This window comes from Mesorhizobium sp. INR15 (assembly GCF_015500075.1).
Lineage (GTDB): Bacteria > Pseudomonadota > Alphaproteobacteria > Rhizobiales > Rhizobiaceae > Mesorhizobium.
Map to the genome: position 1 here is coordinate 74,290 of NZ_CP045496.1, position 17,102 is coordinate 91,391.

14 protein-coding genes and 1 tRNA gene are annotated in these 17,102 nt (G+C 61.9%); 11 read left to right on the forward strand and 4 right to left on the reverse strand.

What is annotated here, in order from left to right; all coding sequences use genetic code 11:
- Window positions 1–124 precede the first annotated feature (124 nt).
- The 6 genes from GA829_RS00370 (at window position 125) to GA829_RS00395 (ending at window position 8,835) form a co-directional block, all read left to right on the forward strand.
- Entirely contained in the window at window positions 125–2,002 is a 1,878-nt protein-coding gene (locus GA829_RS00370; RefSeq protein ID WP_195176630.1) for an extracellular solute-binding protein, read from the forward strand.
- Entirely contained in the window at window positions 2,002–3,870 is a 1,869-nt protein-coding gene (locus tag GA829_RS00375) for an extracellular solute-binding protein (protein WP_195176631.1), read from the forward strand. Before GA829_RS00370 ends, GA829_RS00375 begins: the two co-directional genes overlap by 1 nt.
- A 30-nt stretch (window positions 3,871–3,900) precedes the next feature.
- A complete protein-coding gene (locus GA829_RS00380) occupies window positions 3,901–4,998 on the forward strand; it encodes a microcin C ABC transporter permease YejB (protein WP_195176632.1) in 1,098 nt (365 codons plus the stop codon).
- Window positions 4,998–6,143 (forward strand): ABC transporter permease, encoded by a 1,146-nt coding sequence (locus tag GA829_RS00385; protein ID WP_195176633.1) that lies wholly within the window; start codon window positions 4,998–5,000, stop codon window positions 6,141–6,143. Before GA829_RS00380 ends, GA829_RS00385 begins: the two co-directional genes overlap by 1 nt.
- Window positions 6,140–7,771 (forward strand): ABC transporter ATP-binding protein, encoded by a 1,632-nt coding sequence (locus tag GA829_RS00390; RefSeq protein WP_195176634.1) that lies wholly within the window; start codon window positions 6,140–6,142, stop codon window positions 7,769–7,771. Before GA829_RS00385 ends, GA829_RS00390 begins: the two co-directional genes overlap by 4 nt.
- A 122-nt stretch (window positions 7,772–7,893) precedes the next feature.
- Window positions 7,894–8,835, forward strand: coding sequence for a 2-hydroxyacid dehydrogenase (locus tag GA829_RS00395; RefSeq protein ID WP_195176635.1), 942 nt, complete (start codon window positions 7,894–7,896; stop codon window positions 8,833–8,835).
- Window positions 8,836–8,847: 12 nt separating this feature from the next.
- On the opposite strand, the gene GA829_RS00400 is transcribed toward GA829_RS00395, so the two are convergent.
- The 3 genes from GA829_RS00400 to GA829_RS00410 all read right to left on the reverse strand — a co-directional run bounded on the left by GA829_RS00400 (window position 8,848) and on the right by GA829_RS00410 (window position 11,342).
- Window positions 8,848–9,796 (reverse strand): IS630 family transposase gene (locus tag GA829_RS00400; RefSeq protein ID WP_258052023.1). Its coding sequence is split into 2 segments (ribosomal slippage): window positions 8,848–9,454 and window positions 9,453–9,796, totalling 951 coding nucleotides; the frame shifts between segments, so codons are not numbered across the junction.
- Window positions 9,797–9,925: 129 nt separating this feature from the next.
- Complete coding sequence (locus GA829_RS00405; protein ID WP_195176636.1) at window positions 9,926–10,285, reverse strand: hypothetical protein; 360 nt, start codon at window positions 10,283–10,285, stop codon at window positions 9,926–9,928.
- A 130-nt stretch (window positions 10,286–10,415) separates the two neighbouring features.
- Complete coding sequence (locus tag GA829_RS00410; protein WP_195176637.1) at window positions 10,416–11,342, reverse strand: class I SAM-dependent DNA methyltransferase; 927 nt, start codon at window positions 11,340–11,342, stop codon at window positions 10,416–10,418.
- A 129-nt stretch (window positions 11,343–11,471) separates the two neighbouring features.
- Here GA829_RS00410 and GA829_RS00415 point away from each other — a divergent pair, with 129 nt between their 5' ends.
- Together GA829_RS00415 and GA829_RS00420 are read left to right on the forward strand one after the other, a co-directional pair.
- A complete protein-coding gene (locus tag GA829_RS00415) occupies window positions 11,472–12,479 on the forward strand; it encodes a ligase-associated DNA damage response exonuclease (protein ID WP_195179463.1) in 1,008 nt (335 codons plus the stop codon).
- Window positions 12,480–12,711: 232 nt separating this feature from the next.
- The gene (locus GA829_RS00420; RefSeq protein ID WP_195176638.1) at window positions 12,712–14,313 is read left to right on the forward strand and encodes a cisplatin damage response ATP-dependent DNA ligase; all 1,602 of its coding nucleotides are present in this window, start codon (window positions 12,712–12,714) and stop codon (window positions 14,311–14,313) included.
- Window positions 14,314–14,325: 12 nt separating this feature from the next.
- Here the strand turns inward: GA829_RS00420 and GA829_RS00425 are convergent, their stop codons facing one another.
- Window positions 14,326–15,450 (reverse strand): hypothetical protein, encoded by a 1,125-nt coding sequence (locus GA829_RS00425; protein ID WP_195176639.1) that lies wholly within the window; start codon window positions 15,448–15,450, stop codon window positions 14,326–14,328.
- Window positions 15,451–15,769: 319 nt separating this feature from the next.
- Here GA829_RS00425 and GA829_RS00430 point away from each other — a divergent pair.
- The 3 genes from GA829_RS00430 to GA829_RS00440 all read left to right on the forward strand — a co-directional run bounded on the left by GA829_RS00430 (window position 15,770) and on the right by GA829_RS00440 (window position 17,063).
- Window positions 15,770–15,845, forward strand: a tRNA-Thr gene (locus tag GA829_RS00430).
- 189 nt (window positions 15,846–16,034) lie between these two features.
- Complete coding sequence (locus GA829_RS00435) at window positions 16,035–16,475, forward strand: EF-hand domain-containing protein (RefSeq protein WP_195176640.1); 441 nt, start codon at window positions 16,035–16,037, stop codon at window positions 16,473–16,475.
- Window positions 16,476–16,520: 45 nt separating this feature from the next.
- Window positions 16,521–17,063, forward strand: a complete 543-nt coding sequence (locus tag GA829_RS00440) for an RNA polymerase sigma factor (protein WP_195176641.1) — start codon at window positions 16,521–16,523, stop codon at window positions 17,061–17,063.
- The last annotated feature ends 39 nt before the right edge of the window (window positions 17,064–17,102 follow it).

Sequence of the window (17,102 nt, forward strand, 5' to 3'; positions counted from 1 at the left end):
CTTTTTTGTTAGGAAAAGTGCATATGCGGCGACAAAGCCCATGCATGGCGGTTTTCACGGACGCCAAATCATCTAGATTGCCCTTCTGGTTTGATCCGGGACGCGCATCGGAAGAGGAAAACGCATGACGGCTGGCCGTACACTTCTGAGATCGTTGCTGGCGGCGGCCCTGCTGGCGGCGGGGTTGCAGGCGGTACAGGCGGACGAATGGCGCACCACTTCCTCGCTGATCGGTGAGTCCAAATACGGCGACAATTTCCAGCACTACGACTACGTCAACCCGGACGCCCCCAAGGGCGGAGGCTACAATTCTGTTGTCCTTGGGACGTTCGACAGTTTCAATCCCTACATCGTGCAGGGATCGCCGGCCGCTGGGCTCGTCGGATTCGGGGGCGGCCTGCTCTACGACACGCTGATGGAGCAGGCGAGCGACGAAGGCAGCACCAGCCACCCGCTGATCGCCGATGCCTTCAAATACCCGGCAGATTATTCTTCGGCGACCTACCGGCTCGATCCGCGTGCCAAATGGCACGACGGCCAACCGATCACCGTCGACGACGTGATCTGGTCGTTCCAGACGCTGAAGTCCAGCAGCCCGCAATACAGCCGCTATTTCGAAAACGTCACCGATGCGGTGGTCATTTCCGATCGCGAGGTCGAGTTTCATTTCAACCAGAAGGGCAACCGCGAGCTGCCAAAGATCATTGGCGACCTCGCGGTACTGCCCAAGCATTGGTGGGAAGGCACCGATGCCAATGGCAAGAAGCGCGACATCACAAAACCCACACTCGAAGTGCCACTGGGTTCGGCCGCCTACAAGATCGCCAGCTTCAAGCCTGGGTCGGAAATCGTCTGGCAGCGCGTGCCTGACTATTGGGCGGCCAAATTGCCGGTGAAGATCGGGCGCGAGAATTTCGACACCCAGCGTTTCACCTACATCCTGGATGACAACGCGGCCTGGCAAGCTTTTACAAAGGGTGGACTGGACGATATCAAGCCGGAGAACAGCTCGAAACGCTGGAAGACATTCTATGATTTCCCGGCAGTCAAAGCCGGTGACGTCATTAAAAAGGAATTCAAGACGGCGTCGCCGGTGCCTATGCAAGCGTTCATGCTGAACCAGCGGCGCCCGTCGTTCCAGGATCGGGAAGTGCGCGCCGCCCTGACTTATCCGTTCGATTTCGAAACGATGAACCGTACGTTGTTCTTCGGTTTCAACACCCGCACCCAAAGCTATTTCCAGGGCACCGAACTGGCATCGAACGGGCTGCCGCAAGGCGCCGAGTTGGAGATTCTGGAGAAATTCCGCGACAAGCTACCGCCTGAACTGTTCACGCAGGAGTTCAAGCTGCCGGTCTACGATTCACCCCAGGCCGAACGCAAGTATCTGAAGCAGGCGGTCGACCTTTTTGCCAAGGCCGGCTGGGTGATCAAGGGCGGCAAGATGGTCAACGCCAAGACCGGCGAGCCATTCAAATTCGAAATTCTCGGTTGGAACGACACCGACCAGGTTATCGCCAGTCCCTACATCGCCAATCTGCGCAAGATCGGTGTCGATGCCACGCTGCGCATCATCGACCAGACGCAGTATGTCAACCGGGTTAACAATTTCGACTATGACGTGATCATCGGGCAACTCGGCCAATCGGAATCGCCGGGCAATGAACAGCGTGACTTCTGGAGCTCGAAAGCCGCTGACACTCCCGGATCAAGAAACTATTCCGGCATCAAGAATCCTGTCGTGGACGCGCTAGTCGACCGCATCATCTTCGCCACGGACCGCGCCGACCTTGTTGCCACCACCCACGCACTCGACCGGGTGCTGCTGTGGAACTACTACGTCGTGCCGCAATACCATCGTGCCGTGGTGTGGCTCGCCTATTGGAACAAGTTCGGTATTCCGGAAAAGCAGCCTAGCTACCGTGGCGCCGATACCGATTCCTGGTGGATTGACCTCGACAAGGAAAAGGCCCTGGCGGCCAAGTACAAGGGCAGTAATTGATGGCGCTGCTCGCCCGCCGTGACTTCCTCGCCTTGGGCGGCGCTGCCACGGTTGCCGCCTTGCTGCCGGGCCGGGCCTTCGCCGAGGTTGCAACCGGAACCAAACTGCATGGCCTGTCGGCTTTCGGCGACCTGAAGTACAAGCCCAACTTCGCCCATTTCGACTATGTCAATCCGGACGCGCCCAAGGGCGGCCAGATGAATTTCGCGCCGCCGAACTCCACACTCAACCAGAGCTTCCTGACTTTCAACACCCTGAACGCCCTGGTGTTGAAGGGGGAAGCTCCACCGCGCACCGAACTGTGTTTTGATTCACTGATGACCAGCGCGCTCGATGAGCCGGATGCTGTCTATGGCTTGCTCGCTGAGTCCGTCACGCTGTCGCAAGATCGCAACGGTTTCAGGTTCGTGCTTCGACCGGAAGCACGTTTCCACGACGGCTCACCGCTGACCGCGGAAGACGTCGTCTTCGCGCTAAAACTTTACAAGGACCAGGGCCATCCGAACCTTTCCCAGGCGTTAAGGTATATGACGGAAGCGGTCGCGGTTGACCCGGTCACCCTCGACCTTTCCTTCAACGGCGAGCAGTCCGCGCAGAACATCCTTGCCGTCGTTTCGATGCCGATCGTGTCCAAGGCCTTTTATGCGATCAATGATTTCACCGCCTCGACGATGACGCCTCCGCTGGGCTCCGGGCCTTACAAGATAGGGCGCGTGGTGGCGGGGCAGACCGTCGAATATGACCGCGTGGCCGACTATTGGGGCCGCGATCTTGCGGTGAACCGCGGCTTCTACAATTTCGACCGCATCCGCATCGACTTCTACCTTGACCGGCAGGCAGCGTTCGAAGCCTTCAAAAAAGGGGACACCCATTTTCGGGAGGAATTTACCGCGCGGGTCTGGGCGACCTCTTATGACTTTCCCGCGCTTAAGGACGGCAAAGTTGTCAAACGGGAATTTCCAGGCGAGAAATCGCCCTCCATGCAGGCCGTCGCCCTGAACCAGCGTCGGCCGCAATTCCGCGATGAGCGCGTGAGACGGGCGATCGCCAGATGTTTCGATTTCGAGTGGATGAAGCGGGCTCTTTTCTTCGGCTCTTACGAGCGAGCGCAATCGAACTTCGAACGGTCGGTTTACAAAGCCGAAGGCCTGCCCTCGCCCCAGGAACTGGCGCTGCTGGAGCCATTTAGAGCCGAGTTGCCACCAGAGGTGTTTGGCGAACCAGCAATGCAGCCTGCCTCCGATGGTTCCGGCCACGACCGCAAGCTTTTGGGCGAAGCATCGAAGCTGCTTGCCGAGGCCGGCTGGAAGCGAGCCGGCAATTTCGTCGTCAACGACAAAGGCGAGCGACTTCAGGTGGAAATGCTGGCCGAGGACGATGGCATCGTCCGGATTTTCACCCCGTGGGCGGAGAATATGAAGGCGATCGGGATCGATGCTTCGATCCGTCAGGTCGATTCGACCCAGTATGAACAGCGGCAGAGCAATTTCGACTTCGACCTCAACCTGCTCGCATGGTCGATCGGAGCGACGCCAACCGACGACGGCCTGGAGATACTCTATGCCTCCCGAATGGCGAATACACCAGGGCAGCGCAACTATCCCGGCACGCAAAGCAAGGCCATCGACGCGCTGATCGTCGCGGCAGGCAAGGCAAAAAGCCGTACAGAGCTCGTCACCGCGCTCAGAGCGCTCGACCGGGTCTTGCGCGCGCGGCTGGACTGGATTCCAACATACTATCTGGCGAATCACCGCGTCGCCTATTGGGACATGTTCGGCTTTCCCGAACAGAAACCCGATTTCGGCTTTCCGGCCGAGGCGCTGTGGTGGTTCGACAAGGGCAAGGCGGCAAAAATTGGCAAAGCCTGAGATTCTCGCACGCGCAGGGACGGTTGCCTGATGGGCGCCTATATTCTGCGCCGCATCCTTTTGATGATCCCGACGCTGTTGGGCATCATGGCGGTGTCCTTCGCCGTCATCCAGTTCGCGCCCGGCGGCCCGGTCGAGCAGGTTATCGCCAGGCTGACCAACCAGGGCGGCAACGACCGCCTCGGCGGTGGTGGCGGTGATGCGGGCGCCGGCGCCAATTTCGATGCCGCCGGCGATGTCAGCTCGAAATATCGCGGTGCTCAGGGGCTCGACCCCGAATTCATCAAAAAGCTGGAGAAGCAGTTCGGCTTCGACAAGCCGCCGCTCGAGCGCTTCGGCATGATGCTGTGGAACTATTCCCGCTTCGATTTCGGCGACAGCTATTTCCGCGACATTTCGGTGCTCAACCTGATCCTCGAGAAAATGCCGGTATCGATCTCGATCGGGCTTTGGATCACACTGCTCTCCTATCTGATCTCGATCCCGCTCGGCATCCGCAAGGCGGTCAAGGATGGCACCCCCTTCGACGTCTGGACGAGCGGCGTCGTCATCGTCGGCTATGCCATTCCGGGCTTTTTGTTCGGCATCATGCTGATGGTGCTGTTTGCCGGCGGATCGTTCTGGGACTGGTTTCCGCTGCGCGGCCTCACCTCGGACAATTGGGACCAGCTGTCCTGGTCGGGCAAGATCGTCGACTATTTCTGGCATCTCACGCTGCCGCTGACGGCGCTGGTGCTGTCGGCCTTCGCCACCACGACGCTTCTGACCAAGAACTCGTTCCTGGAAGAGATCCGCAAGCAATATGTGGTGACCGCGCGCGCCAAGGGCCTGTCGGAACGGCAGGTGCTTTACGGCCACGTCTTCCGCAACGCCATGCTGATCGTCATTGCCGGTTTCCCGGGCGCCTTCATCTCGGCCTTCTTCACCGGCTCGCTGCTGATCGAGAATATTTTTTCGCTGGATGGCCTTGGCCTGCTGGGCTTCAGGTCCGTGGTCGAGCGCGACTATCCGGTGGTGTTCGCCAACCTTTACATCTTCTCGCTTCTCGGCCTGTTCGTCGGCCTTTTGTCCGACATGCTCTACACCTGGGTCGATCCGCGCATCGACTTCGAGCGGAGAGATGTCTGATGTCTATTGCAAGCGCCCCCCTTGAGGCAGCGCCGGAGCGCATCGCGCGGCCCTGGCTGTCGCCGCTCAACCAGCGCCGCCTGCAGAATTTCAAGGCGAACCGGCGCGGTTTCTGGTCGCTGTGGATTTTCCTCGTCCTGTTCGTGCTGTCGCTGTTTTCAGAGCTGATCGCCAACGACAAGCCGATCATCGCCTCCTACAAGGGCGAGATTCTGTTCCCGGTTCTGGTCGCCTATCCCGAGGAAAAATTCGGCGGCTTCTATGCGGTCACCGATTACCGGGACCCGGTCATCCAGGACGAGATCAACGCCAACGGCTGGACGATCTGGCCGCCGGTTCGCTACTCCTACCAGACCGTCAACAACGCCATTCCGGAAGCAGCACCGGCCAAGCCGTCCTGGCGCTATGACGCCAAGACCCGCTGCAACCAGTATCCGCAAGGGGCCGCCGACCCGGCCTGCATCGTCGGCAACTGGAACTGGCTCGGCACCGACGACCAGGCGCGCGACGTGCTGGCGCGGGTCATCTACGGGTTCAGAATCTCGGTGCTGTTCGGGTTGATCCTGACCGCGGGCTCGGCCCTGATCGGTGTAGCCGCCGGCGCCGTGCAAGGCTATTTCGGCGGCTGGACGGACCTTCTGTTCCAGCGCTTCATCGAGATCTGGTCGGCCATCCCGGTGCTCTATCTCCTGCTGATCGTCGCCGCGATCCTGCCGCCTGGCTTCTTCATCCTGCTCGGACTGATGATGCTGTTTTCCTGGGTGGCGCTGGTTGGGGTGGTGCGGGCGGAGTTCCTGCGCGCCCGCAACTTCGAATATGTCAACGCGGCGCGCGCACTCGGCGTGCCCAACCGGACAATCATGTTCAGGCATCTCCTGCCCAATGCCATGGTGGCGACACTGACCTTCCTGCCCTTCCTGCTCAGCGGTTCGATCTCGACACTGACCTCGCTCGACTATCTCGGCTTCGGCTTGCCGCCCGGTTCAGCTTCGCTGGGCGAGTTGCTCAAACAGGCGCAGCGCAATCTCAATGCACCGTGGCTCGGCATTTCCGGCTTCGTCGTCATCTCGCTGATGCTGTCGCTGCTGGTGTTCGTCGGCGAGGCCACCCGCGACGCCTTCGATCCGCGCAAGACGTTCAGATGAGCGAAGCCACTCTCCTTTCCGTGCGCGATCTCAGCGTCGCCTTCGCGCAGGGCGGCAAGCAGTCGATGGCCGTCGACCACATTTCCTTCGACATCGCCAAGGGCGAGACGGTGGCGCTGGTCGGCGAATCCGGCTCCGGCAAATCGGTCTCGGCGCTGTCGGTGCTGAAACTGCTGCCCTATCCGACAGCCAGCCATCCGTCGGGCCAGATGCTGTTTGAGGGCGCCGATCTGCTCGCCATGAACGAAAAGCAGCTGCGTAGCGTGCGCGGCAACAAGATCACCATGATCTTCCAGGAGCCGATGACCTCGCTCAATCCGCTGCACACGATCGAGCATCAGATTGTCGAGATCCTGAAGCTGCACCAGGGCATGGCTGATCGGCCGGCCAAGGCGCGCACGCTGGCCTTGCTCAACGAGGTTGGCATCCGCGATCCGCAAAAGCGGCTCGACGCCTACCCGCACCAGTTGTCCGGCGGGCAGCGCCAGCGCGTGATGATCGCCATGGCGCTGGCCAACGAGCCGGAACTTCTGATCGCCGACGAGCCGACGACGGCGCTCGACGTCACCGTGCAGGCGCAGATCCTCGAACTGCTGGCCGGCCTGAAAAGCCGCAAGGGCATGTCGATGCTGTTCATCACCCACGATCTCGGCATCGTGCGGAAAATCGCCGACCGGGTCTGCGTGATGACCAAGGGCAAGATCGTCGAGACCGGGCCGACCAGGGACATCTTCGCCAACCCGCAGCACCCCTATACGCGCCATCTTCTCGCGGCCGAGCCGAAGGGCAAGCCACCGGCGGCCAATGCCTCAGCCAAGGCGGTGATGACCGGCAAGGACATAAAAGTCTGGTTTCCGATCAAGCAAGGTTTCTTCCGGCGCACCGTCGACAATGTGAAGGCCGTCGACGGCATCGATGTCACCGTGCGTGCCGGCCAGACACTTGGCGTCGTTGGTGAATCCGGCTCGGGCAAGACGACGCTCGGCCTGGCGCTGGCCAGGATGATCTCGTCGACCGGAACCATCCAGTTCAACGGCAGCGACATCAACCAGTTGTCCTTCAACGCCATGCGGCCGCTGCGGCGCGAATTGCAGATCGTCTTCCAGGATCCGTTCGGGTCGCTCAGTCCGCGCATGTCGATCTCGGAGATCATCGAGGAAGGCCTGAAGATCCACGAGCCTAAACTGTCGCCGGATCAGCGCGACACCCGCGTCGTCGATGTGCTGAAAGAGGTCGGCCTCGACCCGGCGACGCGCAATCGCTATCCGCACGAGTTCTCCGGCGGCCAGCGCCAGCGTGTGGCGATCGCCCGCGCCATGGTGCTCAACCCACGCTTTGTCATGCTGGACGAGCCGACCTCGGCGCTCGACATGAGCGTGCAGGCGCAAGTCGTCGACCTGCTGCGCGGCCTGCAGGCCAAGCACGATCTCGCCTACCTGTTCATCAGCCATGATCTGAAGGTCATCCGGGCACTCGCCAACGACGTCATCGTCATGCGCAACGGCAGGATCGTCGAGGCGGGCCCGTCCCAGCAGATTTTTGAAAACCCGCAAACCGACTATACGCGGGCTCTGATCTCGGCCGCCTTCAAGATCGAAACGGCACCGACAGGCGTGGTCAGCGAATAGTCCGGGCGTGGCCCCGAAAATGCGCATCGATTTTCGCTAAGGATCATGCGCAATATCCAGATGCTCCAGCCTCCTTTGCGCGTCCAGGGAGGCGCCGCGCCACAGGAGGAAGAAAAGTCCGCATGGAAAAAGGCCGTATCCTGCTCGCCGTAACCGGCTTTCACCCGCAACGCTGGCGTGACCTGCTGTCGGCGGAGCGCGAGGTGGTGCTTGAGCCAGACGGCGCCAAGGACCCATCCATCACCTACGCCGTGGTGTGGAAGCAGCGGCCAAACCTTCTGTCGGCCCTGCCCAACCTGCGCGTCATCTTCTCGATCGGCGCCGGTGTCGACCATATCTTCGCCGATCCCGGCCTGCCCAACGTTCCGATCGTGAAGGTGGTTGCCGACAACCTGACCCAGTACATGACCGAATATGTCGTCTGGCGGGTGCTCGACCATCACCGCCAGGGCCTGCTCTACCGGTCGCAGCAGCCGAAGAAAATCTGGCATGAGCCGCCGCAGCGCCCGGCCGGCGACATCTCGGTCGGCATCATGGGGCTTGGCAGTCTTGGCCGCGCCGCGGCTTCGGTGCTGCTGTCACTCGGCTTTTCGGTCAATGGCTGGTCGCGCAGCGACCGGCCGATGGAGGGCGTTTCGACCTATGCGGGAGAGGCCGGACTGATCCCCTTCCTCAAGGCCACCGACATTCTCGTGGTGCTTCTGCCACTGACACCCACGACACAAGGCATCATCAACTACGGCGTCTTGAAAGAGTTGAGAAAGCGCAATGGCCTCGGCGGCTCGGTGCTGATCAATGCCGGTCGCGGCCGCCTGCAGAAGGATGCCGACATCCTGCGCGCGCTTGAGGACGGCACATTGAAGGAAGCAAGCCTCGATGTCTTCGAGGTCGAGCCGCTGCCCAAGACCAGCCCGATCTGGGGCCATCCCAAGGTGTTCGTGACGCCGCATACGGCGGCGACCTCCGACCCTGTCCATCTGGCGCCGACCATGCTGCGTCAGATGGATGCTTTCGAGCGCGGCGAGAAGCTGAACAACCTCGTGGATCGCGAAGCCGGGTACTAGAGCAGAATCTGATCATTCCGGCTCATATCCTGTTGCGGCGAAGTAGTTGGCGCACTCTGTTGGTGTGAAGCATGGCAGTGCGGCGCTGATGGTATCCCACAATTCCGCGACGGTTCGTGCGGCGGCTTTGCGTAGGATCGATTTCAGCTTGGAAAAGGCGTTCTCGATCGGGTTGAAGTCAGGAGAGTAGGGCGGGAGGAACATCATCCTTGCGCCGGTCGCTTCGATCGCCTCACGGGCGGCTGCGCTTTTGTGCGCCGGCAGGTTGTCGAGGATCACGACATCGTCGGGCCGCAGCGTCGGCACGAGAACCTGCTCGACATAGGCGACGAACCATTCGCCCGTCATCGGGCCGTCCAGGACCATTGGCGCGGTCATGCCAGTGAGGCGCAGGGCGCCGGTGAACGTCGTCGTCTTCCAATGGCCATGCGGGATTGGCGATCGGCACCGCATCCCGCGCTTCGTGCGCCCCCGCAGTCGAGCCATCTTTGTCGAGGCTCCGGTCTCGTCGATGAAGACCAGATGCTCGGGATCAAGATCGGGCTGGGCGTCGAACCACGCGTTTCGTCGCGCGGCTACGTCTGGTCGCTCCTGCTCGCTGGCGTGCGCCGTTTTTTTTGAAGGTCATGGAGTGACGATCGAGAAAGCGCCAGATCGTGCTCGTCGCAAACGACGCGCCATGCTCTTGTCGCAGCAACTCGGCGAGTTCGACCAGCGTGATGTCCACCCGCCTCTCGATCGCCGCCAGAAGGATGTCGCGATACGCTTCGACGCGGTGGGACCGCCTGTCGCCGCCCTGCGGCTTTGCGCAGGTGGATCCGCTCGCGCGCCATTCCCGGACCCAACGCACCGCGCTTGCCGCCGCCACGCCAAATCGCGCCGCTGCCGCCCGTCGCGACAGGCCGCCATCAACCGCTGCGACCACGCGAGCCCGCAAGTCTTCGGATAAGGATTTCGCCATGCCACGCCGGCCTCCTAATCCAGCAGATATGCTGAATCAGATTTCCAATCCCCACGAAACCCCTATCGATTCTATTCGCTCGGATTTTGCTCTAGAGCCCATCCCGGCTCCATCGGGATGGAACAGCCTCTAGCCGGGCAAGGTGAACTTTTTCGGCTGGTCCGGCTGGCCGCACTGGCGGCGCCCGATGGAGCGGTTCATCGCATCTATCTGGCCCGTCGCGTCATCCACCTCGCGCTGGCTCTTGGACCGCATGTCGGGCGTGAACGGACCAAAGCCCATCGCCGGATTGGAGAATGTGGGCTTGACGTCCTGCGCCAGGTTGTAGCGTTGCGCCAGATCGTTTCGCAGGACGAGAAGCTGGTCGCACGGCACGGCATCGAACTGCAGCGAGGACACGGCCTTCTCATCCTGCCTCTCGGACATAGAGTTGCCGACGCAGCCGGACACCGCCAGGCAAGACGTCAGGACCACCATGTTCCAGCGCATCGGATGTCCTCCGTATCAGTATTATCAGTATCCGCCCTGGGCGAGCAGAATCGCCCTTAAGCAGTCGCGCATGCGAATCGGGCTTTTTCGCAGCACCACGATAGCCACACGCCATGACAGGAAGCGCGGATCAAGGCGTAAGACGGGCCACGACGACCAAACCTTCGACAGGTTTGTTGCGATCCTGCCGGATAGCCGTTGTCTCCAGCGAGACCAGTGAAAACCCGTTGCCATCCAGCAGCCTTCGAACATAGCGCTCTGAATGGGCGTAACGACGGGACGGCTGCAGCGCGAAACCGCCGCCAGCCATGGTTTCTTCATCCGTCAGCTTTTCAACGGAGAAGGCAAACAGCCCGCTGGCGCCAAGCATCGCGGCCACTGTTCCCACAACACCGTCGAGCGCGCCGACATAGATGAAGACATCGGCGATTGTGATCAGGTCAGCTTTCTCGCCGGAATAGGAGAAATTCCGCAAGTCCGCCTTGGCGAGGACATCATAGACACCCTTGACGCGTGCCTTCTTCAACATCGCGGACGAGATGTCATAGCCCTCAATCCGCTCGGCGATCGGCCGCAGTTGTTGGCCCATCAGCCCGGTGCCGCAGCCGAGATCGAGCACCAGCCTAAAGCGATCCGGTCCGGCCATACGAATGGCCGAGCCGAGCCGTTCGGGGACACAATAGCCGAGCTTTTCGACCAGGGACTGGTCGAACGTCGCGGCATAATGATCGAACAGCGTCTCGACAAAGGCGCTGGGTGGCGCGTCCGCGAGCGGCGTCTTGCCGATCAGCTGCAGCTTGAGGGCCGCGCCCTGGCGATCCGTGGGATCGAGCGTCAGCGACATCGCCCAGGCCTGCGCAGCGGCTTCAAGTGCGCCCGCCGCTTCCTGAAATTCGCCGAGGCGAAACCAGCCCACCGCCCATAGCGGCGTCAGCTCCAGCGCCCCGAGCAGCAGCTCCGCCGCCTGCGCGTGATCACCCGATGCATGAAGCATCTCGGCATAATCGGCGCGACGATCGGCGTTGAGGTCGCCTGACGAGGCCTGGAGCGGCTTCATGACGGAATGGTTCCATGGGTTCCACCGGCCGATCGGGCCGGGACGCCTGCTATGGCAGGTCCAGGCCCCGGAGTCAGCAGTGACTTGCAACAGGCTTTCCGTGCCGGAATAAGTGCCTATCTTGGGGACATGCGCGCCAGCGACCTACTCCATCCCCGGCCGGAAGGCCTCTATTGCCCGCCCGGTGATTTCTTCATCGACCCGGTGCGTCCGGTCGACCGGGCGCTGATCACGCATGGCCATTCCGACCATGCCCGTTCCGGCCACCGCTCGGTGCTGGCGACACAGCAGACACTCGACATCATGGGCCTGCGCTATGGCGAGAATTTCGCGCAGGAGACGCAAGCAGCGGAGCTTGGCCGAACGATCGCGCTGAACGACGTCACCGTTACCTTTCATCCGGCCGGCCATGTGCTGGGTTCAGCGCAGATCGCGGTCGAGCACAAGGACATGCGCATCGTCGCGTCCGGCGATTACAAGCGCCAGAAGGACGCTACGTGCCTGCCGTTCGAACCAGTGGCCTGTGACGTGTTCATCACCGAGGCGACCTTCGGACTGCCAGTGTTCCGCCATCCGCCCGATACCGAGGAAGTCGCCCGGCTGCTGAAATCCGTGGCACAGTTTCCCGAGAGATCGCATCTGGTCGGCGCCTACGCACTCGGCAAGGCACAGCGGGTGATGCGGCTGTTGCGTGACGCCGGCTACGACAAGCCGATCTACATCCATGGCGCGCTGGCCAAGCTCAGCGAATACTACCAGAGCCAGGGCATCGATCTCGGCACGCTGGAGCCGGCGACCGTCGAAGGCGGCAAGGGCGACTTCGCCGGCGCGATTGTCGTCGGCCCGCCTTCTGCCTTCGCCGATCGTTGGGCGCGGCGCTTTCCCGACCCGATCTCATGTTTCGCGTCGGGGTGGATGCGCATCCGCCAGCGCGCCAAGCAAGGCGGCGTCGAACTGCCGCTGATCATTTCCGACCATTCCGATTGGGACGAACTGACCGCCACCGTCAGGGAGACAGGCGCTGGCGAAGTCTGGGTGACCCATGGCCGTGAGGAAGCGCTGGTGCGCTGGTGCGAACTCGAAGGGATTGCAGCCAGGCCGCTGCATCTTGTCGGCTATGAGGACGAGGGGGATTGATGCAACTCATAGCCAATCTTGCACTCTACGGCGCCCCCCTCTGGCCTTCCGGCCATCTCCCCCACTTGGGGAGAGGTCGGCGGTTTCAGCGCCTCGCTTCTCCCTGTAACTTTGGAGACGGGCGAAGGTCGAGAAGAAAGCCGATCTCCCCCCAAGTGGGGGAGATGGCCGGAAGGCCAGAGGGGGGCGCGACAGAACGCAACTTTCCGTTATTGGCTCAGTTCACCCCGTCATGAACCGCTTCGCCGAACTTCTCGACCGGCTGGTGCTGACGCCTTCGCGCAATGGCAAACTGACCCTGCTGACCGACTATTTCCGCAGCGTCGAGGATCCCGATCGAGGCCTGGCGTTGGCAGCCATCACCGGCGACCTCAAGATCGCGGCGGTCAAGCCGGCGATGCTGCGCGCTCTGATCAACGAGCGCATGGATCCGGTGCTGTTCGGCTATTCCTACGATTATGTCGGCGATCTCGCCGAGACCGTCTCGCTGGTCTGGCCGCAAGCGCCGGCGAATCTGCAAAACCGTGTTCCGACGCTAGGCGAGGTGGTCGGCAAGCTGCAGGCGGCGAGCCGGTCCGATGGGCCAAATGTGCTGGCCCGGCTGCTCGACAGCGCCGGCATCTCGGCGCGCTTCGCCATCATCAAGTTGGTCACCGGCGGCCTGCGCATCGGCGTGTCGGCACGGCTGGCCAAGCAGGCGCTGGCCGATTTCGGCAAGGTCGATGTCGCCGAGATCGAAGAGCTCTGGCACGGCCTGTCGCCACCCTACGCGGAGCTTTTCGCCTGGCTGGAAGGCAAGGCCGAGAAACCAGCGAAAACCGCGCTCGCCTTGTTCAGGCCGGTGATGTTGTCCAATCCGGTCGGTGATGGCGATCTCGAGAAGCTCGATCCTGCGGATTACGCCGCCGAGTGGAAATGGGACGGCATCAGGGTCCAGGCGGTGTCGGAGGGCGGCGTGCGCCGGCTCTATTCCCGCACCGGCGACGATGTCTCCGGCGCCTTTCCCGATCTTGCCGAGGCCATGCATTTTTCGGCCACCCTCGATGGCGAGTTGCTGGTCGGCGATCCCCGGCAGACGACAGGCACGTTTTCCGATCTGCAACAGCGGCTGAACCGCAAGACGGTGACGCCGAAGATGCAGTTGCAATACCCGGCCTTCATGCGCTGCTACGATCTGCTTCAGGCTGGTGACGAGGATCTGCGCGGGCTCTCGTTCCGGGAGCGGCGCGAACGGCTGGAAGCCTTTATCGGAACGCTCGACCCCAGCCGCTTCGACCTTTCGCCGCTCGTGGCGTTTTCCGACTGGCCGGCACTTGAGGAAATGCGCCGGGCGCCGCCGCATCCGATCATCGAGGGCGTGATGCTGAAACGATGGGATTCGCCCTATCTGGCCGGACGGCCGAAAGGTCCATGGTTCAAATGGAAGCGCGATCCGCACACGGTCGATGCGGTGCTGATGTATGCGCAGCGCGGACACGGCAAGCGCTCGAGTTTCTATTCGGACTACACATTCGGTGTCTGGTCAGGTCCGGAAGGGGCGGAAGAGCTGGTGCCGGTCGGCAAGGCCTATTTCGGCTTCACGGACGAGGAGCTGAAACAGATCGACAAATATGTCCGCGACAACACGATCGAGCGTTTTGGCCCGGTCCGTTCGGTGCGGGCGGACCGCGACAACGGCCTTGTGCTGGAAGTGGCGTTCGAAGGGCTCAACCGCTCGACCCGGCATAAATCTGGTGTCGCCATGCGCTTCCCGCGCATTTCGCGGCTGCGCTGGGACAAGCCGGCCAACGAAGCCGACCGCATCGAGACGCTGCAGGCGCTGCTCGACCGCTAGAGCTGCCCTTGGTTAGGGCGCGACCGAGACGCGGATTTCGTAGATATCAACCGCCTTGCCTTGCTTGTCGAAGTCGGAGTTGATGGCGATGGTGCCGGCGGACCCCGGGTGCTTGTTCGGGAACTGCACGTCGAACAGATACTCGTTGCTTTGCTGGCCAACCGCGTAGCGCTTGCGGCCGCAGTCGCCGAGTTCCCCGAAATTGCAGTCGACCGAAATCTGCGTCTCCTTGCCTTCTTCGGAGCGGGCGACGATGTCGAACACGGCATGCTTGCCGGAGAGCTTTTCCAGCACACCTTGCCCAACGTCAAAACTGACAGCCGAACCGGAAGCGCCGGAACGAATGCGCAGGAACGAGCCGGTGTCGTCCTTCATCACATCGGCCTTGGCGTCAGCCGGCGCACTGACATGCGACGGATCAGTCGGTGAAAACACGTTTATCCAGTCGCGCGTGTGATCGGCCGCGCCAGGCTTTGCCGGAGCGTTCGCGCCGTCCGCCGGCGTGAAATCATCGCCCTCGACCGTCGGCGGCGCCTCTGGCGGCGCGGTGTCGAGTTGCGCTTGTGTCTTGAAAACACCGGTCTGGACGGCGAAGAACAGGCCGATGCCGATGGCGGCAAGCAACGTCACGCCGAAGAAGATCGCCGTCAGCGGCAGGCGGCGGCCTCGCACCCGCCTTTCATCACGGTCAGGTGTCACCTCGGTTGCCACGCCTGCCGAACCGGGAGCGGACATGTCGATCGCCGGGACGGTCGCGGCGTCCGGCATGATATCGGGCACCACGGGCAAAACACGCGAACGCGGCGCATCGGAGGGGTTGTCGACGGCGACGGATGGTGAAGCAGCGGCGTTGGACGAAACACTCTGCGCCAGTTCGACCAAGGGCGCCTCGGCACCATCTTGTGCCTGCGCGGCGACATCGGGAACCGCCGGCAAGTATTCGGATTCGATTTCCGCGATCTTCGCCTGCACCGCCTTGCGGCGCTTTATGGCGACTTCGACGGTGACATTGGGATTGGCCTGCAGAGCACGGTCGAGAGCGGCAAAAGCCGATCTATAGACCCTCTCGCGAAAGGCGCGGTCCTCGGCATTGCCTTTTTCCAAGGCGTTCCGGATCGCTTTTTCGATCGCGTCCAAGCGGGATCCCTCTGCACGTTCGCTCACATTCTGATGATCGTTAGCCGCAGGCGACCAATCAATCAACGGGCGAGCAGCAGCATTCTGCCTCGCCGAGACGTGCAAAGTCCATTCCGGCAAGGAAAACAGCAAGTTTCGACGATTTTGCGGCGCATGCCCCCCACACGGTGCCAGTTATTGTCTCGCGGCAATTGGTGAACCGCTCGACGCCTGCTTGTCGCAAGCGAGGCAATGGCTGACAGAAATGCCAAGTCCCATCTTGAATTCGCGGCGGGTTGAGTCTATCACCCAGCGCATCTTGGAGGCCTCGGCCTCCCGGGCCGCTTTAGCTCAGTTGGTAGAGCACCGCATTCGTAATGCGGGGGTCAGGTGTTCGAGTCACCTAAGCGGCACCATTTTTCTCCTAACACTGTAGGTTGGTTGGTCGCCGGCGATTGATGAGCCGATCGCATGCCATCGCGATCTTCACACGCTATGAATGGATTTCCATGGCGACCGACGGATTTTTCCGGTCGCGGCGTTTAACGGTCGAAGCGTGACCGCGGCTGGAGCCGCCGGAAACGCGCCAACCGGAGACGTGAAGCATGATTCGCCGTTCGATACTTGTCGTTGCCTTGAGCCTGCAGGCTGTGACTGCCTTCGCCCAGACGACGACACCTGCCCCAACCCCTGCACCGGCTCAGACGCCTCCAGCCACAACGCCGGCGCCCAAGGCCACCAAGCCAGGCATTACCCTGGCCAAATTCCAGAAACGCCGCGAAAAGGCGATCATGGCCGCCGACACGGACGGTGACGGCAAGATCAGCCTGTTGGAATGGACGGCGTTTCAGGCCAGCCGCAAGGCCAAGGGCGACCCGACCAAATCTTTTGCCAGATTGGATTCGAACCATGACGGCTTCATCGATCGCGCTGAACTCGACGCCTTCTTTGCCAAGCGCTTTGCCAAGCTCGACAAGAACAGCGACGGCATTTTGACGGATGACGAACGGCCCGACCACAAAACCGCTCCCAATCAGGAGCCATGATTGCGAGGTTATGACGCGCGATGAACATCAGGAGTGCGCCGGTCGATGAATGGCGATCCGGACGAGGAGTTGGTTCGCCGGATCGGCGCCGGCGACCCGGCTGCCGTGCAGAGCCTGGTCGCGCGCACGCTGCCACGCATTCTGGCGCTCGCCGCGCGCATGCTTGGCGATGCCACCGAAGCGGAGGATGTCGCACAGGAAACCTTCATGCGGATCTGGCGCAACGCCTCGCGCTGGCAACGCGGCAATGCCCTTTTCGACACCTGGGTCCACCGGGTGGCGTTGAACCTCTGCTACGACCGGCTGCGACGGCGGCGCGAATGGGTGACCGACGATTTGCCGGACATCGTCGACCCCGCCTCGCTTCCCGACGCGCCGCCTCTGGTGGAGGAGCACCGGGTAGCATGGGCGCTGCAGAACATCGCGCCACGCCAGCGCGAGGCGATCGTGCTGGTCTACTATCAGGAGATGTCCAACATAGAGGCGGCCGTGACCATGCGGATCAGCGTCGATGCGCTGGAAAGCCTTTTATCTCGCGGCCGCAGGTCACTGCAGTCGATTCTGACCAGGGATGGCATCGATGAGTGAGAGCATGGGCTTGAGCTGGCGGGCGATTGGGGAGGGGCA